Origin of the sequence: Frankia umida, assembly GCF_023242945.1 — a bacterium.
GTDB lineage: Bacteria > Actinomycetota > Actinomycetes > Frankiales > Frankiaceae > Frankia > Frankia umida.
In genome coordinates this window covers 44,103-62,358 of the sequence record NZ_JALKFT010000029.1, presented here as the reverse complement: position 1 = coordinate 62,358, position 18,256 = coordinate 44,103, and the positions used below count along the sequence as shown (strand labels likewise).

Sequence of the window (18,256 nt, the reverse complement as noted above, 5' to 3'; positions counted from 1 at the left end):
GAGCTGGGCGCGGCCGAACGCACCGTCGGCCTGAACTGCTACGGCCCGACCGAATGCACCGTCGACGCCACCTGGACCGTGGTCGAGTCCGGCCGGGCACCGCACATCGGGCGGCCCGTCGCCGGCCTCGGCGCCCACGTGCTCGACGCCGCGCTGCGTCCGGTACCCGCCGGTGTCGCCGGCGAACTGTTCGTCTCGGGTGCGGGGCTGGCCCGGGGCTATCTGGGTCGGCCGGGGGAGACGGCGAGCCGGTTCGTGGCGAACCCGTTCGGCACCGGCGAACGGCTCTACCGCACCGGTGACCTGGTGCGGTGGACGCCGGTGGGGGCCCTTGAGTTCCTGGGTCGGGTCGACGAGCAGGTGAAGATCCGCGGGTACCGGGTGGAACCCGGGGAGGTCGAGGCGGTGCTCGCCGGGCTGCCCGGTGTCGGCCAGGCGGTCGTCGTCGCCCGCACGGACACCGGCACCACCCGCCTCGTCGGCTACATCACCCCGACCACCACGACTGCGCCCGATCCGGACGGGCTGCGGGCCGCCCTCGCCGCGGTGCTCCCGGACTACCTGGTCCCCACGGTGATCGTGGTGCTGGACGCGCTGCCGCGCACACCGAACGGCAAGCTGGACCGGCGCGCGCTGCCCGCACCCGCGTTCACCGGCGGCGCCACCGCGCAGCGTGCGCTGGCCACCCCGACCGAGCGGCTGCTCGCCGACCTGTTCGGTGACCTGCTCGGGGTCGCCGACGTCGGCCCGGGCGACGCGTTCTTCGCCCTGGGTGGCCACTCGCTGCTCGCCGCGCGGCTCATCGCCCGGCTGCGCACCCTGACGGGCGCGCAGGTCCCGGTGCGGGCGGTCTTCGACCATCCCGGCGTCGCCGTCCTCGCCGCCCTCGTCGACACCCTCGTCACCGCCCCCGACGCGACGGCCGCCACCACCAGCACCGCCGCCACCAGCACCGCCGCCACGACCAGTGCCGGCCTGCCCGCGGGCGAGGTGGCGTTGGTCGCCCGGGAACGTCCGGTGCGGTTGCCGTTGTCACCGGCGCAGCAGCGGCTGTGGTTCCTGCACCGCCTCGAAGGGCCTTCGAGCACCTACAACATCCCGTTCGTCGCCCGGCTGCGCGGCCCGCTGGACGCGGCCGCGCTCACCGCCGCCGTCGGCGATGTCGTCGATCGGCACGAGGCGCTGCGCACCCTGTTTCCCGACCATGACGGCGTCCCCTACCAGCAGGTGCTGGAGCGGTGCGACGTCGACGTCACGGTCGTCGAGGTGACCGAGGCGGACCTCGACGGCGAGCTCGCGCGCATCCTCGGCTACCGGTTCGACCTGCTCACCGAACCACCGGTGCGCCTGGACCTGCTGCGCCTGGCCCCCGACGACCATGTCCTGGGACTCGTCCTGCATCACATCGCCGGCGACGAATGGTCCACCGACCCGCTGCTCGCCGACCTCGCCACCGCCTACACCGCCCGCCTGAGCACCGGCGCGGCACCCACCTGGGCGCCGCTGGCCGTGCAGTACGCCGACTTCACCCTGTGGCAGCGCGACGCGCTCGGCGACCCCACCGACCCGACCAGCGCCCTGGCCGCGCACCTGCGCCACTGGACGGACACCCTCGCCGACCTGCCCGAGGAGCTCGCGCTGCCCGTCGACCGGCCGCGCCGGGCCGGCACCCGCGGCCGGGGCGCCACGGTGCGGTTCACCGTCGACGCCGACATCGTCGACGGGGTGCGCCGCCTCGGTCAGGACGTCGGCGCCACCGAGTTCATGACGCTGACCGCCGCGGTCTGCGCGCTGCTGCACAAGCTCGGCGCGGGCACCGACATCCCCCTGGGCGCGCTGTCCGCCGGACGTTCCGACGAGGCGCTGCACCCGCTGGTCGGCTTCTTCGTCAACACCGTCGTCCTGCGCACCGGCCTGGACGGCGACCCGACCCTGCGTGAGCTGGTGGGCCGCGTCCGCGAGGTCGCCCTGGACTCCTACGGGCACGCCGACGCGCCGTTCGACCGGGTCGTCGACGCGCTGCGCCCGCAGCGGGCAGCCGGACGCCATCCGCTGTTCCAGACCATGGTCGACTTCCGCCCGGCCGGGCCGCCGCCAGGCGGTCTGCCCGGCATCGAGGCCACCACCCTGCCCTACGACGATCCGGACGCCGCCGCCAAGTTCGACCTGGCCATCGACGCCGCCCCCCAACCCGACGGCAGCTACCTGGGCAGCGTCGAGTACGACACGGCTCTGTTCGACGAGGCGAGCGTCGAACGGATCGGCGCGCGGCTGCGCCGGGTCCTCGCCGCGTTCGCCGCCGCACCCGACACCCCGCTGTCACGCCTGGACGTCCTGGACCCGGCCGAACGTCAGCTGCTGCTCGCCGGCTGGAACGACACCGCGGCCGCCGTACCGGACGCCGACCTCGCGAGTCTGTTCGCCGCGCAGGCCGCCCGCACCCCCCAGGGCCTGGCCGTCGTCGACGGCGACCGCCGCTGGACCTACGCCGAGCTCGACCGCCACGCCGACAGCGTCGCCGCCGCGCTGCTGGCCCACGGCATCGGCGCCGAGGACATCGTCGGCGTGCACCTGGACCGTTCGGCGGAGCTCATCGCCGCCCTGCTCGGCATCGGCCGCACCGGCGCGGCGTTCGTCCCGCTCGAACCCGCCTGGCCGGCCCGCCGCATCGCCGACATCCACCGCACCGCCCACCTGCGCGCCGTCCTCACCACCAGCACCCCCGCCACCAGCATCCCCGCCACCACCGCGGACGGCCCCTCGGTGGACGGCCCCTCGGTGGCGGACGCCGCCGCGTACGGTCTGCCGGCGGAGCTGGACGTGCCGGTGCTGCTCGTCGACCAGCTGCCCGCGGCGGTACGGCCCGTGCCGGTGGCGCCCGGGCACCCGGACGGCCTGGCGTACGTCATCTACACGTCCGGGTCGACCGGCACACCGAAGGGGGCGATGATCTGCCACCGGGCGATCGCCGCCCGGCTGCTGTGGCAGCGCGGCATGCTCGAGTTCGGCCCCGGCGACGCCGTGCTGTTCAAGGCGCCGCTCGGCTTCGACATCTCGATCAACGAGATCTTCCTGCCGCTGGTCACCGGCGCCGCCCTGGTCGTCGCCCGACCTGGCGGCGAACGCGACATCGAGTACCTGCTCGACCTGATCGTCGAACAGCGGGTGAGTTTCACCTACCTGGTCGCGTCCATGCTGGACATGCTGCTCGCCCTGCCCGGCGTCGGCCGGGCCGCGGGCACCCTGCGCCACGTCTGGTGCGGCGGTGAGGCGCTCACCCCGGAGCTGTTCGGCCGGTTCCGCGCGAAGCTCGACGCCGTCATGTACCACGGCTACGGGCCGGCGGAAGCCACGATCGGTGTCAGCCACGCCGTGTACCGCGGCGCCGAGCCACGGCGCGGCATCAGCATCGGCGCCCCGAACCCGAACACCCGCATCCACGTGCTCGACGCGGGACTGGCCCCCGTCCCGGTGGGTGTGCAGGGCGAGCTGTACGTCGGCGGCCTGCCCCTGGGCCGCGGTTACGTCGGCGACGCCCGCCAGAGCGCCGCCCGGTTCGTCGCCGACCCGTGGACGCCCGGCGAACGCCTCTACCGCACCGGCGACCTCGCCCGGTGGACGCCGCGCGGCACCCTGGAGTTCCTCGGCCGCGCCGACCACCAGGTGAAGGTCCGTGGGATGCGGGTGGAGCTGCAGGAGATCGAGGCGGCCCTCGCCGAACATCCCGATGTCCGTCAGGCCGTCGTCGTCCTGCACCGCGGCGCCGCCAGCCAGCTCGTCGGCTACCTCACCCCCGACATCACCCCCGACACCACCGGCTCCGCCGCCGGCCCGGTTCCGGACGGCGACGCGCTGCGGGTGTGGCTGGGCCGGCGGCTGCCCGAGCACATGGTGCCGGCGGTCGTCGTCGTCCTCGACACCTTCCCGCTGCTGCCCTCGGGCAAGATCGACCGGCGCGCGTTGCCCGCCCCCGACCTGCGCGGCACCGGCCGGGCCGCGGGCAGCACCACCGAGGCGCTGCTGTGCGAGCTGGTCGCGGGGCTGCTGGGCGTCAGCGACGTCGGTCCGGACGACTCGTTCTTCGCCCTCGGCGGCGACAGCATCGTGTCCATCCAGCTCGTCGCCCGCGCCCGCCGCGCCGGTCTGCGGATCTCCCCGGTGGACGTCTTCGAACAGCGCACCCTCGGGGAACTCGCGACCGTCGCCGAGGCGAAGACCGCCGCGAACCCGCTCGGGGGCGCCACCGGTGCCAGCACCCCCGCGCACGCCCCGACCGGCCCGGTGCCGCTCACCCCGATCATGCGCACGGTGCTCGCCCGCGACGGTCTGCGCTTCCGCTTCGCCCAGGCCACCGTCGTCGTCGCCCCGTCCGACGCCGACCTGCCCACCCTGACCACCGCCGTCGACGCCCTGCTGGCCCGCCACGACGCCCTGCGCGCCGTCGTCACCACCGGCCCCGACGGCTGGGCGATGACCATCCCCGCCCTCGGCGCCCCCGTACCCGACGCGCCACCGACGTCCGACGCCTCGGCGGCATCCGGCTCGGCGGCATCCGGCTCGGTGACGTCCGGCTCGGCGTCCGAGGGGCCGGCAGGGTTCGGCGGGCCTGTGGTGCGGCGGGTGGCGCTGACGGGGCCGCTTCGGTCACCGGAGGTGGCCGAGGTGGTCCGGGCCGAGACCGACGCCGCCGCCGGCCGGCTGGACCCGACGGCCGGGCGGCTGCTGCAGGTGGTGTGGTTCGACGCCGGCCCCGCCGGCGGCCTGCTCAGCCTGGTCGCCCATCACTGGGCGGTCGACGGCGTGTCCTGGCGCATCCTCGTCCCCGATCTCGCCGAGGCCTACCGTGCGGCGCGCGCCGGCCAGGCCGCGGAGTTCGGACCGCCCGGAACCTCGTTCCGACACTGGGCGCTCGGCCTGGTCGACGCGGCCCGGACCCCGTCGCGGGTGGCCGAACTCGACCACTGGCTGCGCACCGCCGCCGGTGACGACCCGGTGCTCGGAGCCCGCGCGCTCGACCCGTCCCGGGACCTGACCTCGACGCAGCGCACCGTCGCCGCCGACGCGCCGATCGAGGTGTCCCAGGCCGTGCTCGCCGACGTCGGCGAGGCCTACTTCACCGGCGTGGACGACGTGCTGCTCGCCGCGCTCGGACTCGCGGTCGCGACCTGGGCCGACGACCGCGGCCAGCCGCTGGCCCGGGTCCGGGTCACCCAGGAGGGACACGGCCGGGAGGAACCGGCGGTGCCCGGGTCCGACGTGTCGCGGACCGTCGGCTGGTTCACCAGCCGCTACCCGGTCAGCCTCGACGTCGCCGACCTCACCCCGCCCGAGCCTGCCGTCACCGGTGCGCGGGAGGCGCTCGAGGACGCCCTGGCCGGCGGGGCGATGGCCGGCGAGCTGATCCGGCGGGCCAAGGAGGCCCGCCAGCTGCTGCCCGACCACGGGCTCGGCCACGGCCTGCTGCGCCAGCTCAACCCCACCACCGCCGCCGCGCTCGCGGGCGAACCCGAACCCCAGCTCGTCTTCAACTACCTGGGCCGCTACGCCAGCACCGACGACACCGCCGACGAGGCACCGGCCTGGTCCACACCGGCGCGGTTCGCAGACCTGAGCGGCATCGCCGACCCGACCGCGCCGGCCGCCGCACCCCTGGAGATCACCGCGTTCACCGAGGACACCCCGTCCGGGCCGGTCCTGCGGGCCCGCTGGACCTACCCGGCGGCGCTGTTCGACGACCAGGAGGTCGAGGCGCTCGCGGCGGCGTGGCTGGCGGCCCTGGAAGCCCTCGCCGCGCATGTCGCGGACGGCGACGCCGGCGGCCACACCCCGTCCGACATGCCCCTGGTGGCCCTGGACCAGAACACACTCGACGCCTTTGAGGAACGGTGGCGCCAGCCGTGACCAGTACGATCACCGCTCGACGCGGCGCCGGCCGGTCGAACATCGAAGAGGTCCTGCCGCTCGCGCCGCTGCAGGAGGGCCTGCTGTTCCACGCGTTGGCCGACGCCGGTGACCCGGGCCTGCGCGACGCCTACACGGTGCGCACCGTCATCAACCTCGACGGCGAGCTGGACCCGGTCCGGCTGCGCACGGCCGCCGAGCGTCTCGTCGCGCGCCACGCCGTGCTGCGCACGGCCTTCGTCATCGGCCCGACCGGTCCCGTCCAGGTCGTGCTGCGAGACGTCACGGTGTCCTGGACCGACACCATCGCCGACCCGGCGTCCGACCCCGACCCCGACCCCGACCCCGACGCCACGGCCGGGGCTGAGGCCCCGTGGCCGCGGCCCTCGTCGGTGGTGGTGCCGTTCGCGCTGGACGTGCCGCCGCTGATCCGCTTCGAGCTGATCCGGCTCGGCCCGTCCCGACACCAGCTGGTGATCACCAACCATCACATCCTGCTGGACGGCTGGTCCGCGCCCCTGCTGCTCCGCGACCTGTTCGCGCTCCACGCCGGCCTGCCGCTGCCCCGTCCCCGTCCCTACCGGGAGTTCCTCGCCTGGCTGACCCGCCAGGACCGGGACGTCTCCCTGGCGGTGTGGCGCCGCGTGCTCGACGGCGTCACCGAACCGACGCTGCTCGCCCCGCGGCCGCCCACCAGCGCCGACCCCGAGCCGTCCGCCAACCCCGCCGCCACGGGCAGCCCAGCTCAGACGGACAGCCCAGCTCAGGTGGGCAGCGCAGCTCAGGCGGGCCGCGCAGGTGAGTCGGGCGCCGCGGGGATCGGGCATCTGGCGGTGCCGTTGGACGCGCAGGTGCGCGCGCGGCTCACCGGGTTCGCCCGGGCGCGGGGCGTGACGGTGAACGCCGTCATCCAGGCCGCCTGGGCGGTGACGCTGGGTCGTTTCACCGGGCGCCGGGACATCACGTTCGGGGCGACCGTGTCCGGGCGTCCCCCGGAACTGCCCGGTGTCGACACCATGGTCGGCCTGTTCATCAACACCGTCGCGGTCCGCGTCGCGCTCGACCCGTGGGAGTCGGCGGCGGACCTGCTGGCCCGCGTGCACCGGCTACAGACCGAGACGATCGACCATCACCAGCTCAGCCTCGCCGACATCCAGGCGACCACCGGACTCGGCCAGCTGTTCGACACCGTGCTGGTCGTCGAGTCGTACCCGGTCGACAACGGGGAGATCGACCGGGTACGCGCGGCGCTCGGCGTGCGGGTCAGCGTCGCCGACACCGACGATGCCACCCACTACCCGGTCACCCTCGTCGCCGACCCCGGCGGCGCCCCCGGCGGCGGACTGGCCCTGGAGATCGAACACCGCCCGGACCTGATCGCCACCGCCCGGGTGCGAGCCGTGGCGGACACCCTCGCCGACGCCTTCGCCGGCATCCTCACCGACGACGGCCGCCTACCCGTCGGCCGCCTGCTCCCTCCGGCCCCAGCCCCCTTCCCGTTCACCGCCACCACCGCACCGTCCGCCACCTCCGCCACCACCGCGCTGGACGTCTGGGACAGCGCGGTCACCGCCGCCGCTGCCCCCGCCGCCGCTGCCCCCGCCGCCGCTGCCCCCGCCGCCGCGACCGGCCTCACCGCGGCGCCCGGCACCGCGGTGGTGTGCGGGGAGGTGTCGTTGACGTTCGCCGAGGTGGACGCGGCGGCGCGCCGGCTGGCAGCGCATCTGGCCGGACTCGGGGTGGGTCCCGAGGTGCCGGTCGCGGTGGTGCTGACCCGGTCGGTGGACGTCGTGGTCGCCTGGCTGGCCGTGTGGAAGGCCGGCGGCGTCGTGGTGCCGGTCGATCCCGCGCATCCGGCGCGGCGCGTGGCCGCGGTGCTGGAACAGTCCCGGCCCGCCGTGATCGTGACCTCCACGGAGGTCACCAGGCGGGACGGTGGGCCCACGGGGATCGTCGGGCGCGCCGGGTTCGCCGGGCGGGTCGTGCTGGTGGACGCGCCGGGGGACTGGGTCGCCCACGGCGAGCCGCGCGGGCCCTCGGGCGGCGACGCCGCGGCCTACGCGGTGTTCACCTCCGGGTCCACGGGACATCCCAAGGGGGTCGTGGCGACCCACGGCGGGCTGGCGAACCTGGCCGCGGCGCACCGCCGGGACGTGATCGAACCCGCGGTGGCCCGCGCCGGTGGACGGCCGCTGCGGGTGCTCAACGTGCTGTCGTTCGCCTTCGACGGGACGCTGGACCCGTGGGTGTGGATGCTCGCCGGCCACACCATGCACCTCCTGCCCGACGAGCTGATGGGCGATCCGGCGGGCATCGTGGCGACGGTCCGCCGGGCCCGGATCGACTTTCTCGACGTCCCGCCGTCCCTGCTGGAACTGGTGCTGGCCGAGGGGCTGCTGCGCGGCGAGCACGTGCCGGCGGTGGTGGCGACCGGCGCCGAGGCGGTCGGTTCGCGGCTGTGGACCCAGCTCGGCACCGCCCGGAACACCACCGCGCTCAACTTCTACGGCCCGACCGAATGCACCGTCGACGCCACCTGGACCGTCGTCGACCCCTCGGCCGCCCCGCACATCGGCCGGGCGGTCGCCGGACTCGGCGTCCTGGTGCTCGACGACCTGTTCTCACCGGTGCCGGTGGGTGTGCCGGGGGAGCTCTACGTCGGCGGCGCGGGGCTCGCCCGCGGGTATCTGGGACGTCCGGGGGAGACCGCGACCCGGTTCGTGGCCCACCCCTTCGCCGCCGGCGAGCGGCTCTACCGGACCGGGGACCTGGTCCGCTGGACCGACACCGCCACCCTGGAGTTCCTCGGCCGGGCCGACGACCAGGTGAAGATCCGCGGCTACCGGGTCGAACCCGGTGAGGTCGAAGCCCTGCTCGCCGCGTTGCCCGGCGTCGGCCAGGCCGCCGTCGTCGCCCGCACCGACGGCCCGTCCACCCGCCTGATCGGCTACGTCACCCCAGCCGGCACCGTCACCCCAGCCAGCACCGTCACCCCAGCGAACACCGTCACCCCAGCGAACACCGGGATGCCTGACAGCGCGGGCGTTACCGACATCGCCGGGGCGCTGGATCCGGTGGCGTTGCGGGCGGCGCTGGCGGCGCGGCTGCCCGATCCGATGGTGCCGGCCGCCATCGTCGTGCTGGCCGCGATGCCGACCACGCCGAACGGCAAACTCGACCGGCGGGCGCTGCCGGCACCGACGTTCGACGACGGCGACGTGCGGGCACCGTCCACGGAGACCGAGAAGGCGATCTGCGTGCTGTTCGCCGACCTGCTCGGCCGTGCGCGGGTCGGTGTGGACGAGTCGTTCTTCGCCCTCGGCGGCCACTCCCTGCTGGCCGCCCGCCTCGCCGTGCGTATCCGGGCGGACCTGGGAGTCGACCTGCCGCTGCGCGCGGTGCTGCGGGCGCCGACCCCCACCGCGATCGCCGCCTGGATCGACGGGGACGGCGAGCCGCCCCGCGACGAGGCCTTCGACGAGATCCTGCTGCTGGCCCGGCCCCGGTCGGGCCCGCCGGCCCAGCCGCCGCTGTTCTGCGTGCATCCGGGCCTGGGCCTGAGCTGGTCCTACACCGCGCTGCTGCGCCACCTCGGCCACGACCGGGCGGTCTACGGGGTGCAGGCCACGGGTGTGGCGCCCGGCACCGTCCCCACCGTCGAGGAGATCGCCGGCCGCTACGCCGCGGCGATCATGGCCGCCGAACCGGCCGGCCCGCTGCACCTGCTCGGCTGGTCGCTGGGCGCGGTCCTCGGTCACGCGGTGGCCTGCGAACTGCAACGCCTCGGCCGGGACGTCCCCGTCCTGATCATGATGGACGGCTACCCCGGCGACGACCCGCCCGCCCGGGCCGCCGCCGGTGATCGCACGACGGCGTTCGCCCGGTTCCTGCACATCCTGGCGGCCCGCACCGGCCATCCGGTGGACGACCTGAACCCCGACGAGGTGACACCGGCGACCGTACGGGCGTTGGCGAGCCAGTCGTCGAGCCTGCTGGCGGGCCTGTCCGAGCAGCGCATCGCCGCTCTCGCGCACAGCCTGCTCGCGACCGCCGACGTCCACACCGGCACCCCGCGCGGACGGTACGCCGGCACCGTCACGTTCCTCCAGGCCCGCCCCGACCCCGCCGACCCCGCCGACCCCGCCGATTCCGCTGACCCCGCCGAGCCGCCGCCGGATCCGCGGGCCTGGGCGCCGTACGTGACCGGGCGCTTCGACGTCCACCGCGTCGACCAGGACCACGAGGACCTGCTGTCCCCGGCGGCCCTGGGCACCGTCGGCCCGCTCGTCGCCGCGGCACTGCGGGCGGCACCCCGTCCCACCTGAGGATTTCCCGTCCCACCACCCGCACCAGACACCGCCCGCACCAGACACCACCCGCACTGACACCCTCCGGTTCGCGACGTCAAGGAGTCACAACCCGATGAAGTACCTGACCGGTCACGGTCCCGCCACCGCGTTGTCCCGCCGGTCCTTCCTGGCCTCGGTGTCCGCGGGGGCGGTCGCGCTCGGCCTCACGGCCTGCGGCGACGACAGCACCGGCTCCACCGGCGGCGCCAGCACCACCGCCACCACCGGCTTCCCGCTCACGATCAGGGGTGCGGAGGGCGACACCGTCCTGAAGACGCAGCCGCGGCGGATCGTGACCGTCGGGTTCGAACGGGACACCGACGAGGCGGTCTCGCTCGGCGTCCTCCCGGTCGCGATCACACCGGCGACGAACTTCGACTCCGGTCTGCCGCCGTGGGTCGAGGCCAGGCTCACCGGCAAGAAGGCCCCGGAGCAGCTCAGCTACGAGGACAACCTGCCCTTCGAACGGATCGCGGCGCTGCGCCCCGACCTCATCCTCGCCACCGACAGCTACAGCCTGTCCGACGACTTCAAGAACCTCACCGCGATCGCCCCGACCCTGTCCTACGACAAGGACGTCTCCGAGGACACCTGGCAGACCCGGGTCACCCGGATCGGCCAGGCCCTCGGCCGTGACGCCGAGGCCAAGCGGCTCGTCGACACCGTCACCGCCCAGGTCGCCGAGGCCAAAACGAAGAACCAGGCGCGGTTCGCCGGCAGGACGTTCACTTTCAGCCTGCTCAACGCCGAAGGGGCGCTGGCCACCGTCGTCTCGCCCGACGACGCCTCCGCGCAGTTCCTCGCCGGACTCGGCCTGACCCTGTCGTCCAAGGTCACCAGCCTGCCGCCGGCGGGCCCGGCGGGCCGCGCGGTCGTCTCCGAGGAACGCACCGAACTGCTCGACGCCGACATCGTGCTGTTCTCCTTCCGCGACGACGACGAGAAGGCCCAGATCCAGGGCAACCGGCTGTTCCAGGCGCTGCCCGCGGTCACCCGCGGCTCCTACGTCCCGCTGGACACCCCCACGGCGCTGTCGATGGCGTTCCCGTCGACCCTGAGCATCCCGTTCGCGCTGACGAACATCGTGCCGAAGCTGTCGGCCGCGGCCGGCAGGGCCTGAGCGTGCTTCCGGAGATCGTCGCCGGTGCGGGGGTCGTCGCCGACCACCTGCACCGGCACCACCGGGACCTGCGCGCCCGTCTGGTGTCCGCCGGCGCGCTGCTGCTGCGCGGCTTCGACGTCGGCGGTGCGGACGGGCTCGCCGCGGCGATCCGGGCGTTGTCCGGTGAGCCGCTGACCTACACCGAACAGTCGTCGCCGCGCAGCGTCATCTCCGGGGGGATCTACACGTCCACCGAGTACCCGCCGGCGGCGACGATCCCGTTGCACAACGAGATGTCGTACCAGGCGGTCTGGCCACGCACCCTGTTCTTCCACTGTGTGACACCGCCCGACACCCTCGGGGCGACGCCGCTGGCGTCCGTCCACGCCGTGCACGAACTCGTCGACCCGGACGTGCGGGCCGAGTTCGTCCGCCGCCGCTGGCTGGTCGCCCGCAACTACGGCGCGGACATCGGGCTGCGCTGGAACACCGCGTTCGGCACCGACAGCCGCGCCGAGGTGGAGCGGTTCTGCGCCGCCGGCGGCCTGCGCGCCCGCTGGACCGGCCCGGACGGTGAGGGCCTGGCCACCACCGCGGTGCGTGACGCGGTGCACCATCACCCGGTCACCGGCCTCCCGTTGTGGTTCAACCATGTAGTGATATTCCATGAGAGCAGCCTGCCGGCCGAGATCCGTGAGGTGCTGCGGGAGAGCTACGGTCCGGACGGTTTCCCGAACAACGCGTTCTACGGCGATGGCGGGGTCATCCCCGACGACGTCGTCGCGCACCTGCGCCAGTGCTACCGCCGGGCCACGGTCCGCTTCGACTACCAGCCCGATGACCTGCTGATCGTCGACAACATGGCGGTGGCGCACGGCCGGGAGCCGTTCACCGGCCCGCGTCGGGTCGCCGTCGGCATGGCCGAGCCGTCCGCGTGAACGCCGGGACATCCGCGGTGTCGGTGGAACCGCCGGCACCTGCGCCGGCGGCGGTGCTGGGGGCACAGGGGGTGCTGGGGGCGCAGGGGGTGCTGCGGCGGTCGATGGGGCCGCACCGGGCGCGGATCGCCGCCGCGGCGGGGCTGTTCATCGGCCATCAGAGCGGTGAGGCGCTCGTCCCGGTGCTCATCGGTGTCATCATCGACCGGGCTACCCGCACCGGCGACGGCACGGCTCTGCTGCTGTGGCTCGCCGTGCTCGTGGTGGACTTCCTCGCCCTGTCGCTGTGCTTCCGCTTCGGGATGCGGGTGGCGCTGTTCGCCGGGGTGCGGGCCGACCGCGCGCTGCGCCTGGCCGTCACCGCCCGCGCGCTCGACGCCCGCGGCCTGACCCGCACCGACCTGCTGCCCGGGGCGCTGCTGTCGATCGCCACCGGCGACGTGCGGCGCACCACGATGGTGAACTTCCTGCTGCCCCACGCCGTGGCCGCCGCGGTCGGCACCATCGTCGCGAGCATCGCGCTGCTCGTGGTCTCCGTCCCGCTGGGCCTGCTCATCCTGGTGGGCACCCCGCTGCTGTTGCTGCTCGTGCGCCGCCTGAGCGCCCCCCTGGAACGCCGGGCCGACGACCAGCAGGAACACGCCGCGCAGGCGGCCGCGACCGCCGTCGACCTGGTCCGCGGCCTGCGGGTGCTCAAGGGGCTGCGGGCCGAGCACGCCGGCCGCACCCGCTACCGCGCGGTCAGCGGCCGTTCCCTGAGCGCGACCCTGCTCGCGACCCGCGCCGAAGCCGGCCAGACGGCCGCGGTCAGCACCCTCAACGGTCTGTTCCTCGCCCTGGTCGCCCTGGTCGGCGGCTGGCTGGGCGCCCACGGCGACATCACCGTCGGCCAGCTGGTCGCCGCGGTCGGGCTCGCCCAGTTCCTCCAGGGCCCACTGGGCACCTTCGGGGACATCTCCGCGTCCATCGCCGCCGGACGAGCCTCCGCCGGCCGCATCGCCGGTGTCCTCGACGACCCCCCGGCGCTCCCCCCACCCCCATCCGCCCAGGACATCCAGCCGACCGCCACCGTCAAGGTCGAGCGGGACGGCGGTTCACCGGCGGGAGAACCCCGCGGTGAGCTGGTGCTGGCCGCAGTGGACGGGGGCGGACTCACCGGCGCCGCGTTCACCGTGGCCGCCGGCGAGCTGGTCGGCGTCGCCTGCACCGACCCGGGCGCGGCCGACACCCTGGTCCGCTACCTGGCCCGCCAGGCCGATCCGTCCGGCGGTCGGATCCTGCTCGACGGCACCCCGCTGACCTGTCTGGAACCGGCGGTGCTGCGCCGCACACTGCTGGTCGCCCCGCACGAGGCCAGCCTGTTCGAGGGCACCGTCCGGGAGAACATCACCGCCGGACGCACCGGTGTGGACGTCGAACCGGCCGTGCGCGCCGCCCGCGCCGACGAGGTCGCCGCGGCCCTGCCCGCGGGCCTGGACACCGCCGTCGCCGAACGCGGCCGTTCCCTGTCCGGCGGGCAACGCCAGCGGGTCGCCCTCGCCCGGGCACTGCACGCCGACCCGCCGGTGCTCGTCCTGCACGACCCGACCACCGCCGTCGACAGCGTCACCGAGACACAGATCGCCGCCGGGCTGCGCGCCCTGCGCGCCGGGCGCACCACCGTCGTCGTCACCACCAGCCCGGCGCTGCTGGCCGCCGCCGACCGGGTCCTGCTGCTGGCCGCGGGCCATCTCGACGCCGACGGTCACCACGACAGCCTTGTCCGTACCAGTGACACCTACCGAAAGCTCGTCCTGTCATGACCGAACCCCACCTGCTGCCGGTCGCCGACACCCGCCGGACCAGGACGGCGATGCGCGGCGTCCTGCGCGCACAGCGCACCCAGGTCTGGCTGGCCCTGGCCGCCCTGCTCGCCGCCGCCGGCTGCGGCCTGGCCGCAGCCCCCCTGCTCGGACACGTCGTCGACCTCGCCGCCGACCGGACGACCCGGGGCCTGGCCTGGCCGGTGGTGCTGCTGGCCGCGGCCGCCGTCGGCCAGGGCGCGGCCAGCTACGTCGGACTGCGCCTGGTCGCCCAGATCGGTGAACGTTTCCTCGCCGCCACCCGGGAACGGTTCGTCGACCGCGCGCTGGACCTGCCCCTGGAACGCGTCGAACGCGGCGGGTCGGGCGACCTGACGTCCCGGATCACCGAGGACATCGCGATGGTCAGCGACGCCGTGCGCAGCGCCGTGCCCGAGTTCGTCTCCGCCGCCCTGGTCATCGTGCTCACCGTGGCTGGCCTGGCCGCCCTGGACTGGCGGTTCGGCCTGGCCGCGCTCGTCGCCGCCGTGCCCATCCAGGCCGCCACCACCCGCTGGTACCTGCGCCGCAGCGCACCGATCTACGGCGAGCGCCGCCGGTCCGCCGCCGGGGAACAGCAGCAGCTGCTCGACACCCTCGCCGGCGCCCCCACCGTCCGCGCGTTCGGCCTCGCCGACGACCACGTCGAACGCCTCGGCCACCGCGTCGACCGCACCATCGACGCGATCGCCGCCGTCACCTACCTGCAGACCCGGTTCTTCGGCCGGCTCAACATCGCCGAACTCACCGGCCTGGCCGCCGTGCTCGCGACCGGATTCTGGCTGGTCCACGACGGCGCGGTCAGCATCGGCACGGCCAGCGCCGCCGCGCTGTACTTCGCGAACCTGTTCGGCCCGATCAACGCCGTCCTGATGCTGCTGGACACGCTGCAGTCCGCCACCGCCAGCCTCGCCCGCCTCATCGGCGTCGCAGACCTCCCCGTCACCTCCCCGCCGACCACCCTCCCCGCGCCAGCCCTCCCCGCGCCGGCTGCTCCCACGCCAGCCATCCCCGCGCCAGCGGTCGCCGGGCCGGCTGTTCCCACGCCGGACGTCGCCGGGGCACCGGACGCGTCGGCGGGCTCGCTGGTCGCACGGGGGGTGCGCTACTCCTACCAGCCCGGGCACGAGGTGCTGCACGGGCTGGACCTGACCGTCCCGGCGGGCACGTCCGTGGCGCTGGTCGGTCCCAGCGGCGGTGGCAAGAGCACGCTGGCGCGCCTGCTCGCCGGCCTGCACCGACCGGACGCCGGCACCATCCACCTCGACGGTCGCCCGGTGGACGCGACCTCGCCCGCACCCAGCATCACCCTCGTCACCCAGGAGGTGTACGTGTTCGCCGGTACCCTCGCCGACGACCTGCGCCTGGCCGCCCCCGACGCGTCCGACGACGCGCTGTGGGCGGCGCTGACCGATGTCGGCCTCGCCGCCTGGGCCCGCACCCAACCCGAGGGCCTGGCCACCGTCATCGGTGCGGACGGCCACGACCTCGACGCGACGAAGGCCCAGCAGCTCGCCCTGGCCCGCCTCGCCCTGGCCGACCCCACGGTCGCCATCCTGGACGAGGCGACCGCCGAGGCCGGCAGCGCCGGAGCCCGGCTCCTGGAGACCGCCGCCCGCCAGGTCACCCGCGGACGCACCACCGTCCTGGTCGCGCACCGCCTCAGCCAGGCCGCCACCGCCGAGCACATCGTCGTCCTGGACGGCGGCCACATCGTCGAGCAGGGCACCCACGACGCGCTGGTCGCCACCGGCGGCCGCTACGCCCAGCTGTGGCACGCCTGGTCCGCCAGCCGCGCCACCCCCAGCACCGCCACCCCCAGCGACGGTGCGGGCCAGCGTGAGCGGGACATCCCGGTGACCGTCCGGGTCGGCGAGCAGGCACCATGACGATCATGTCGGGTTCCGTCGTCGAGACCAAAACCGCCGCCGCGCCGGCCGACCGTACCCAGGCCGCCCAGCGTCGCCGCGGCACCGGGCTGCGTGCGGGCGGACTCGTACTGGCGCTCGCCGTCCTCGTGCTCATGGCCGGCCTGAGCCTCGCGTTCGGCGCGAAACACCTACCGCTGGGCACCGTCTGGGACGCGTTGCACCGTGACGACGGCGGGCAGGCCGCCTACATCGTGCGGGAGGTGCGGCTGCCCCGGGTCATCCTCGGCGCGCTCACCGGGATGGCACTGGGCCTGTCCGGGGCGATCATGCAGGCGATGACCCGTAACCCGCTCGCCGACCCGGGCCTGTTCGGCATCGAGATCGGCGCGTCCGCCGGGGTCGTCATCGCCATCGCCCTGCTGGGCATCACCGCCCCGGTGGCGTTCGTCTGGTTCGCCCTGGCCGGTTCCGCCGCGGCCGCCACCCTCGTCTACTCCCTCGGCTCGGCCGGACGCTACCCCTCGCCGGACCGGATGGTGCTCGCCGGCGCGGGCGTCGGCGCCGCCCTCGCCGCGTTCGTCACCACCGTCCTCCTGCTGGACGGGCAGGCCTTCGACCGCTACCGGTTCTGGGTCATCGGCTCTCTCGCCGGCCGCGGCCTGAACCTGGTGTGGCAGCTCGGACCGTTCATCCTCGTCGCCGCCGTCGTCGCCCTCGGACTCGGCCGTGGTCTCAACGCCCTCGCTCTGGGCCAGGACACCGGTCAGGTGCTGGGCGTCAACGTCACCGCGGTGCGCGTCGCCAGCGCCGTCACGGTGATCGTGATGGCCGGGACGTCCACCGCGATCGCCGGCCCGATCGGCTTCGTCGGCCTCGCCGTGCCCCACGTCGCCCGCCTGCTCGTCGGCCAGGACAACCGCTGGGTGCTGCCCTACTCGGCGGTGCTCGCCGCGATCCTGCTGATCGCCGCCGACCTGATCGGACGTCTGATCATCGCCCCGAGTGAGCTGGAGGTCGGCCTCGTCATGTCCTTCGTCGGTGCGCCGGTGTTCATCGCGCTGTGCCGTCGACGCCGGATGGGCCGGCTGTGAGCGGCGGGCAGCTGCTCGGGGTGGCCTCCGGCCGGATCGCGCTGCGGATGCGCCCCCGCACCCTGACGGTCAGCACCATCCTGGCCGTCGGGGTGCTGGTCCTGGGCGTCTGGACGTTGATGACCGGTGACTATCCGGCCAGCCCCGGCGAGGTCGTACGCAGCCTGGTCGGGCACGGCCCGCCCGGCCTGGAGGTGATCGTCAACCGGTTCCGGCTGCCGCGACTGCTGATCGCGATCGCCGTCGGTGCGGCCCTCGGCGTCGCCGGTGGCATCTTCCAGAGCATCTCCGCGAACCCGTTGGGCAGCCCCGACATCATCGGTCTGACCACCGGGTCGGCCACCGGCGCGCTCGCGGTCATCCTGGTGTTCCCGCACGCCGCCGTCGGCGTCCCGGTCGGCGCGCTGCTCGGCGGACTCGTCACCGCCGCGCTCGTCTACCTGCTCGCCCTGCGTGACGGGTCGCTGGGCAGCCGGCTGGTGCTCGTCGGCATCGGCGTCACCGCGATCCTCGAGTCGGTCAACGGCTACCTGCTCAGCCGCGCGTCCCTCGCCGACGCCCAGGCCGCGCAGCTGTGGATCGTCGGCAGCCTCAACGGACGCGGCTGGAGCTACGCGTGGCCGGTGTGGGCCGCCTGCGGGGTGCTGGTGCCCGTCGCGCTGGTGCTGGGTCGTCCGCTGGCGATCCTGGAGCAGGGCGACGACACCGCCGCGGCACTCGGCGTGCCCGTGCGACGCACCCGCCTGTCGCTGTTCGGCTGCGGCGTGGCGCTGACGACGACGGCCACCGTCGCCGCCGGCCCCGTCGCCTTCGTCGCCCTCGCCGCCCCCCAGATCGCCCGCCGCCTGGTCCGCCGAGCCACCCCCTCGCTGGGCTCCGCGGCCCTCACCGGCTCACTGATCATGGTCGCCGCGGACTTCGCCGGTCAGCACCTGTTCGGACGAACCCAGCTCCCCGTGGGCCTGGCCACCGGCGCGATCGGCGGCGTCTACCTGCTGTGGCTGCTCTCCCGCGAATGGCGCACCCGATGACACGCCGCACCCGGTGACACGCCGCACCCGGTGACACGCCGCACCCGAGGGGACGCCGCACCCGAGGGGACGCCGCACCCGAGGGGACGCCGTGCCCGGGGGACGGCGCGCCCGGCGGGCCCCATTCGCACC

Annotated in this window: 8 protein-coding genes; all 8 read left to right on the top strand. The window is 74.9% G+C overall.

Features of this window, described 5'->3' with window-relative positions; genetic code table 11:
• The coding region (locus MXD59_RS21195) for a non-ribosomal peptide synthetase (protein WP_248826373.1) at positions 1 to 5,901 on the top strand (5,901 nt) is incomplete at its 5' end.
• Positions 5,898 to 10,226 (top strand): non-ribosomal peptide synthetase, encoded by a 4,329-nt coding sequence (locus MXD59_RS21190; RefSeq protein WP_248826372.1) that lies wholly within the window; start codon positions 5,898 to 5,900, stop codon positions 10,224 to 10,226. The genes MXD59_RS21195 and MXD59_RS21190, both read left to right, overlap by 4 nt.
• A 97-nt stretch (positions 10,227 to 10,323) precedes the next feature.
• Complete coding sequence (locus MXD59_RS21185; protein WP_248826371.1) at positions 10,324 to 11,370, top strand: ABC transporter substrate-binding protein; 1,047 nt, start codon at positions 10,324 to 10,326, stop codon at positions 11,368 to 11,370.
• Between the two features lie 2 nt (positions 11,371 to 11,372).
• On the top strand, positions 11,373 to 12,290 hold the full coding sequence (locus tag MXD59_RS21180) for a TauD/TfdA family dioxygenase (protein WP_248826370.1): 918 nt from the start codon (positions 11,373 to 11,375) through the stop codon (positions 12,288 to 12,290).
• On the top strand, positions 12,287 to 14,092 hold the full coding sequence (locus tag MXD59_RS21175) for an ABC transporter ATP-binding protein (protein ID WP_248826369.1): 1,806 nt from the start codon (positions 12,287 to 12,289) through the stop codon (positions 14,090 to 14,092). The genes MXD59_RS21180 and MXD59_RS21175 overlap by 4 nt, the downstream gene beginning before the upstream one ends.
• Entirely contained in the window at positions 14,089 to 16,020 is a 1,932-nt protein-coding gene (locus MXD59_RS21170; RefSeq protein ID WP_248826368.1) for an ABC transporter ATP-binding protein, read from the top strand. Before MXD59_RS21175 ends, MXD59_RS21170 begins: the two co-directional genes overlap by 4 nt.
• Positions 16,017 to 17,093 (top strand): FecCD family ABC transporter permease, encoded by a 1,077-nt coding sequence (locus MXD59_RS21165; protein ID WP_248826367.1) that lies wholly within the window; start codon positions 16,017 to 16,019, stop codon positions 17,091 to 17,093. Before MXD59_RS21170 ends, MXD59_RS21165 begins: the two co-directional genes overlap by 4 nt.
• Positions 17,090 to 18,124 (top strand): FecCD family ABC transporter permease, encoded by a 1,035-nt coding sequence (locus MXD59_RS21160; protein WP_248826366.1) that lies wholly within the window; start codon positions 17,090 to 17,092, stop codon positions 18,122 to 18,124. The genes MXD59_RS21165 and MXD59_RS21160 overlap by 4 nt, the downstream gene beginning before the upstream one ends.
• The last annotated feature ends 132 nt before the right edge of the window (positions 18,125 to 18,256 follow it).

Coding starts and splice junctions, on each gene's coding strand:
- MXD59_RS21185 (WP_248826371.1), top strand. CDS start 10,324: ATGAAGTACCTGACCGGTCACGGTCCCGCCACCGCGTTGTCCCGCCGG.
- MXD59_RS21170 (WP_248826368.1), top strand. CDS start 14,089: ATGACCGAACCCCACCTGCTGCCGGTCGCCGACACCCGCCGGACCAGG.
- MXD59_RS21165 (WP_248826367.1), top strand. CDS start 16,017: ATGACGATCATGTCGGGTTCCGTCGTCGAGACCAAAACCGCCGCCGCG.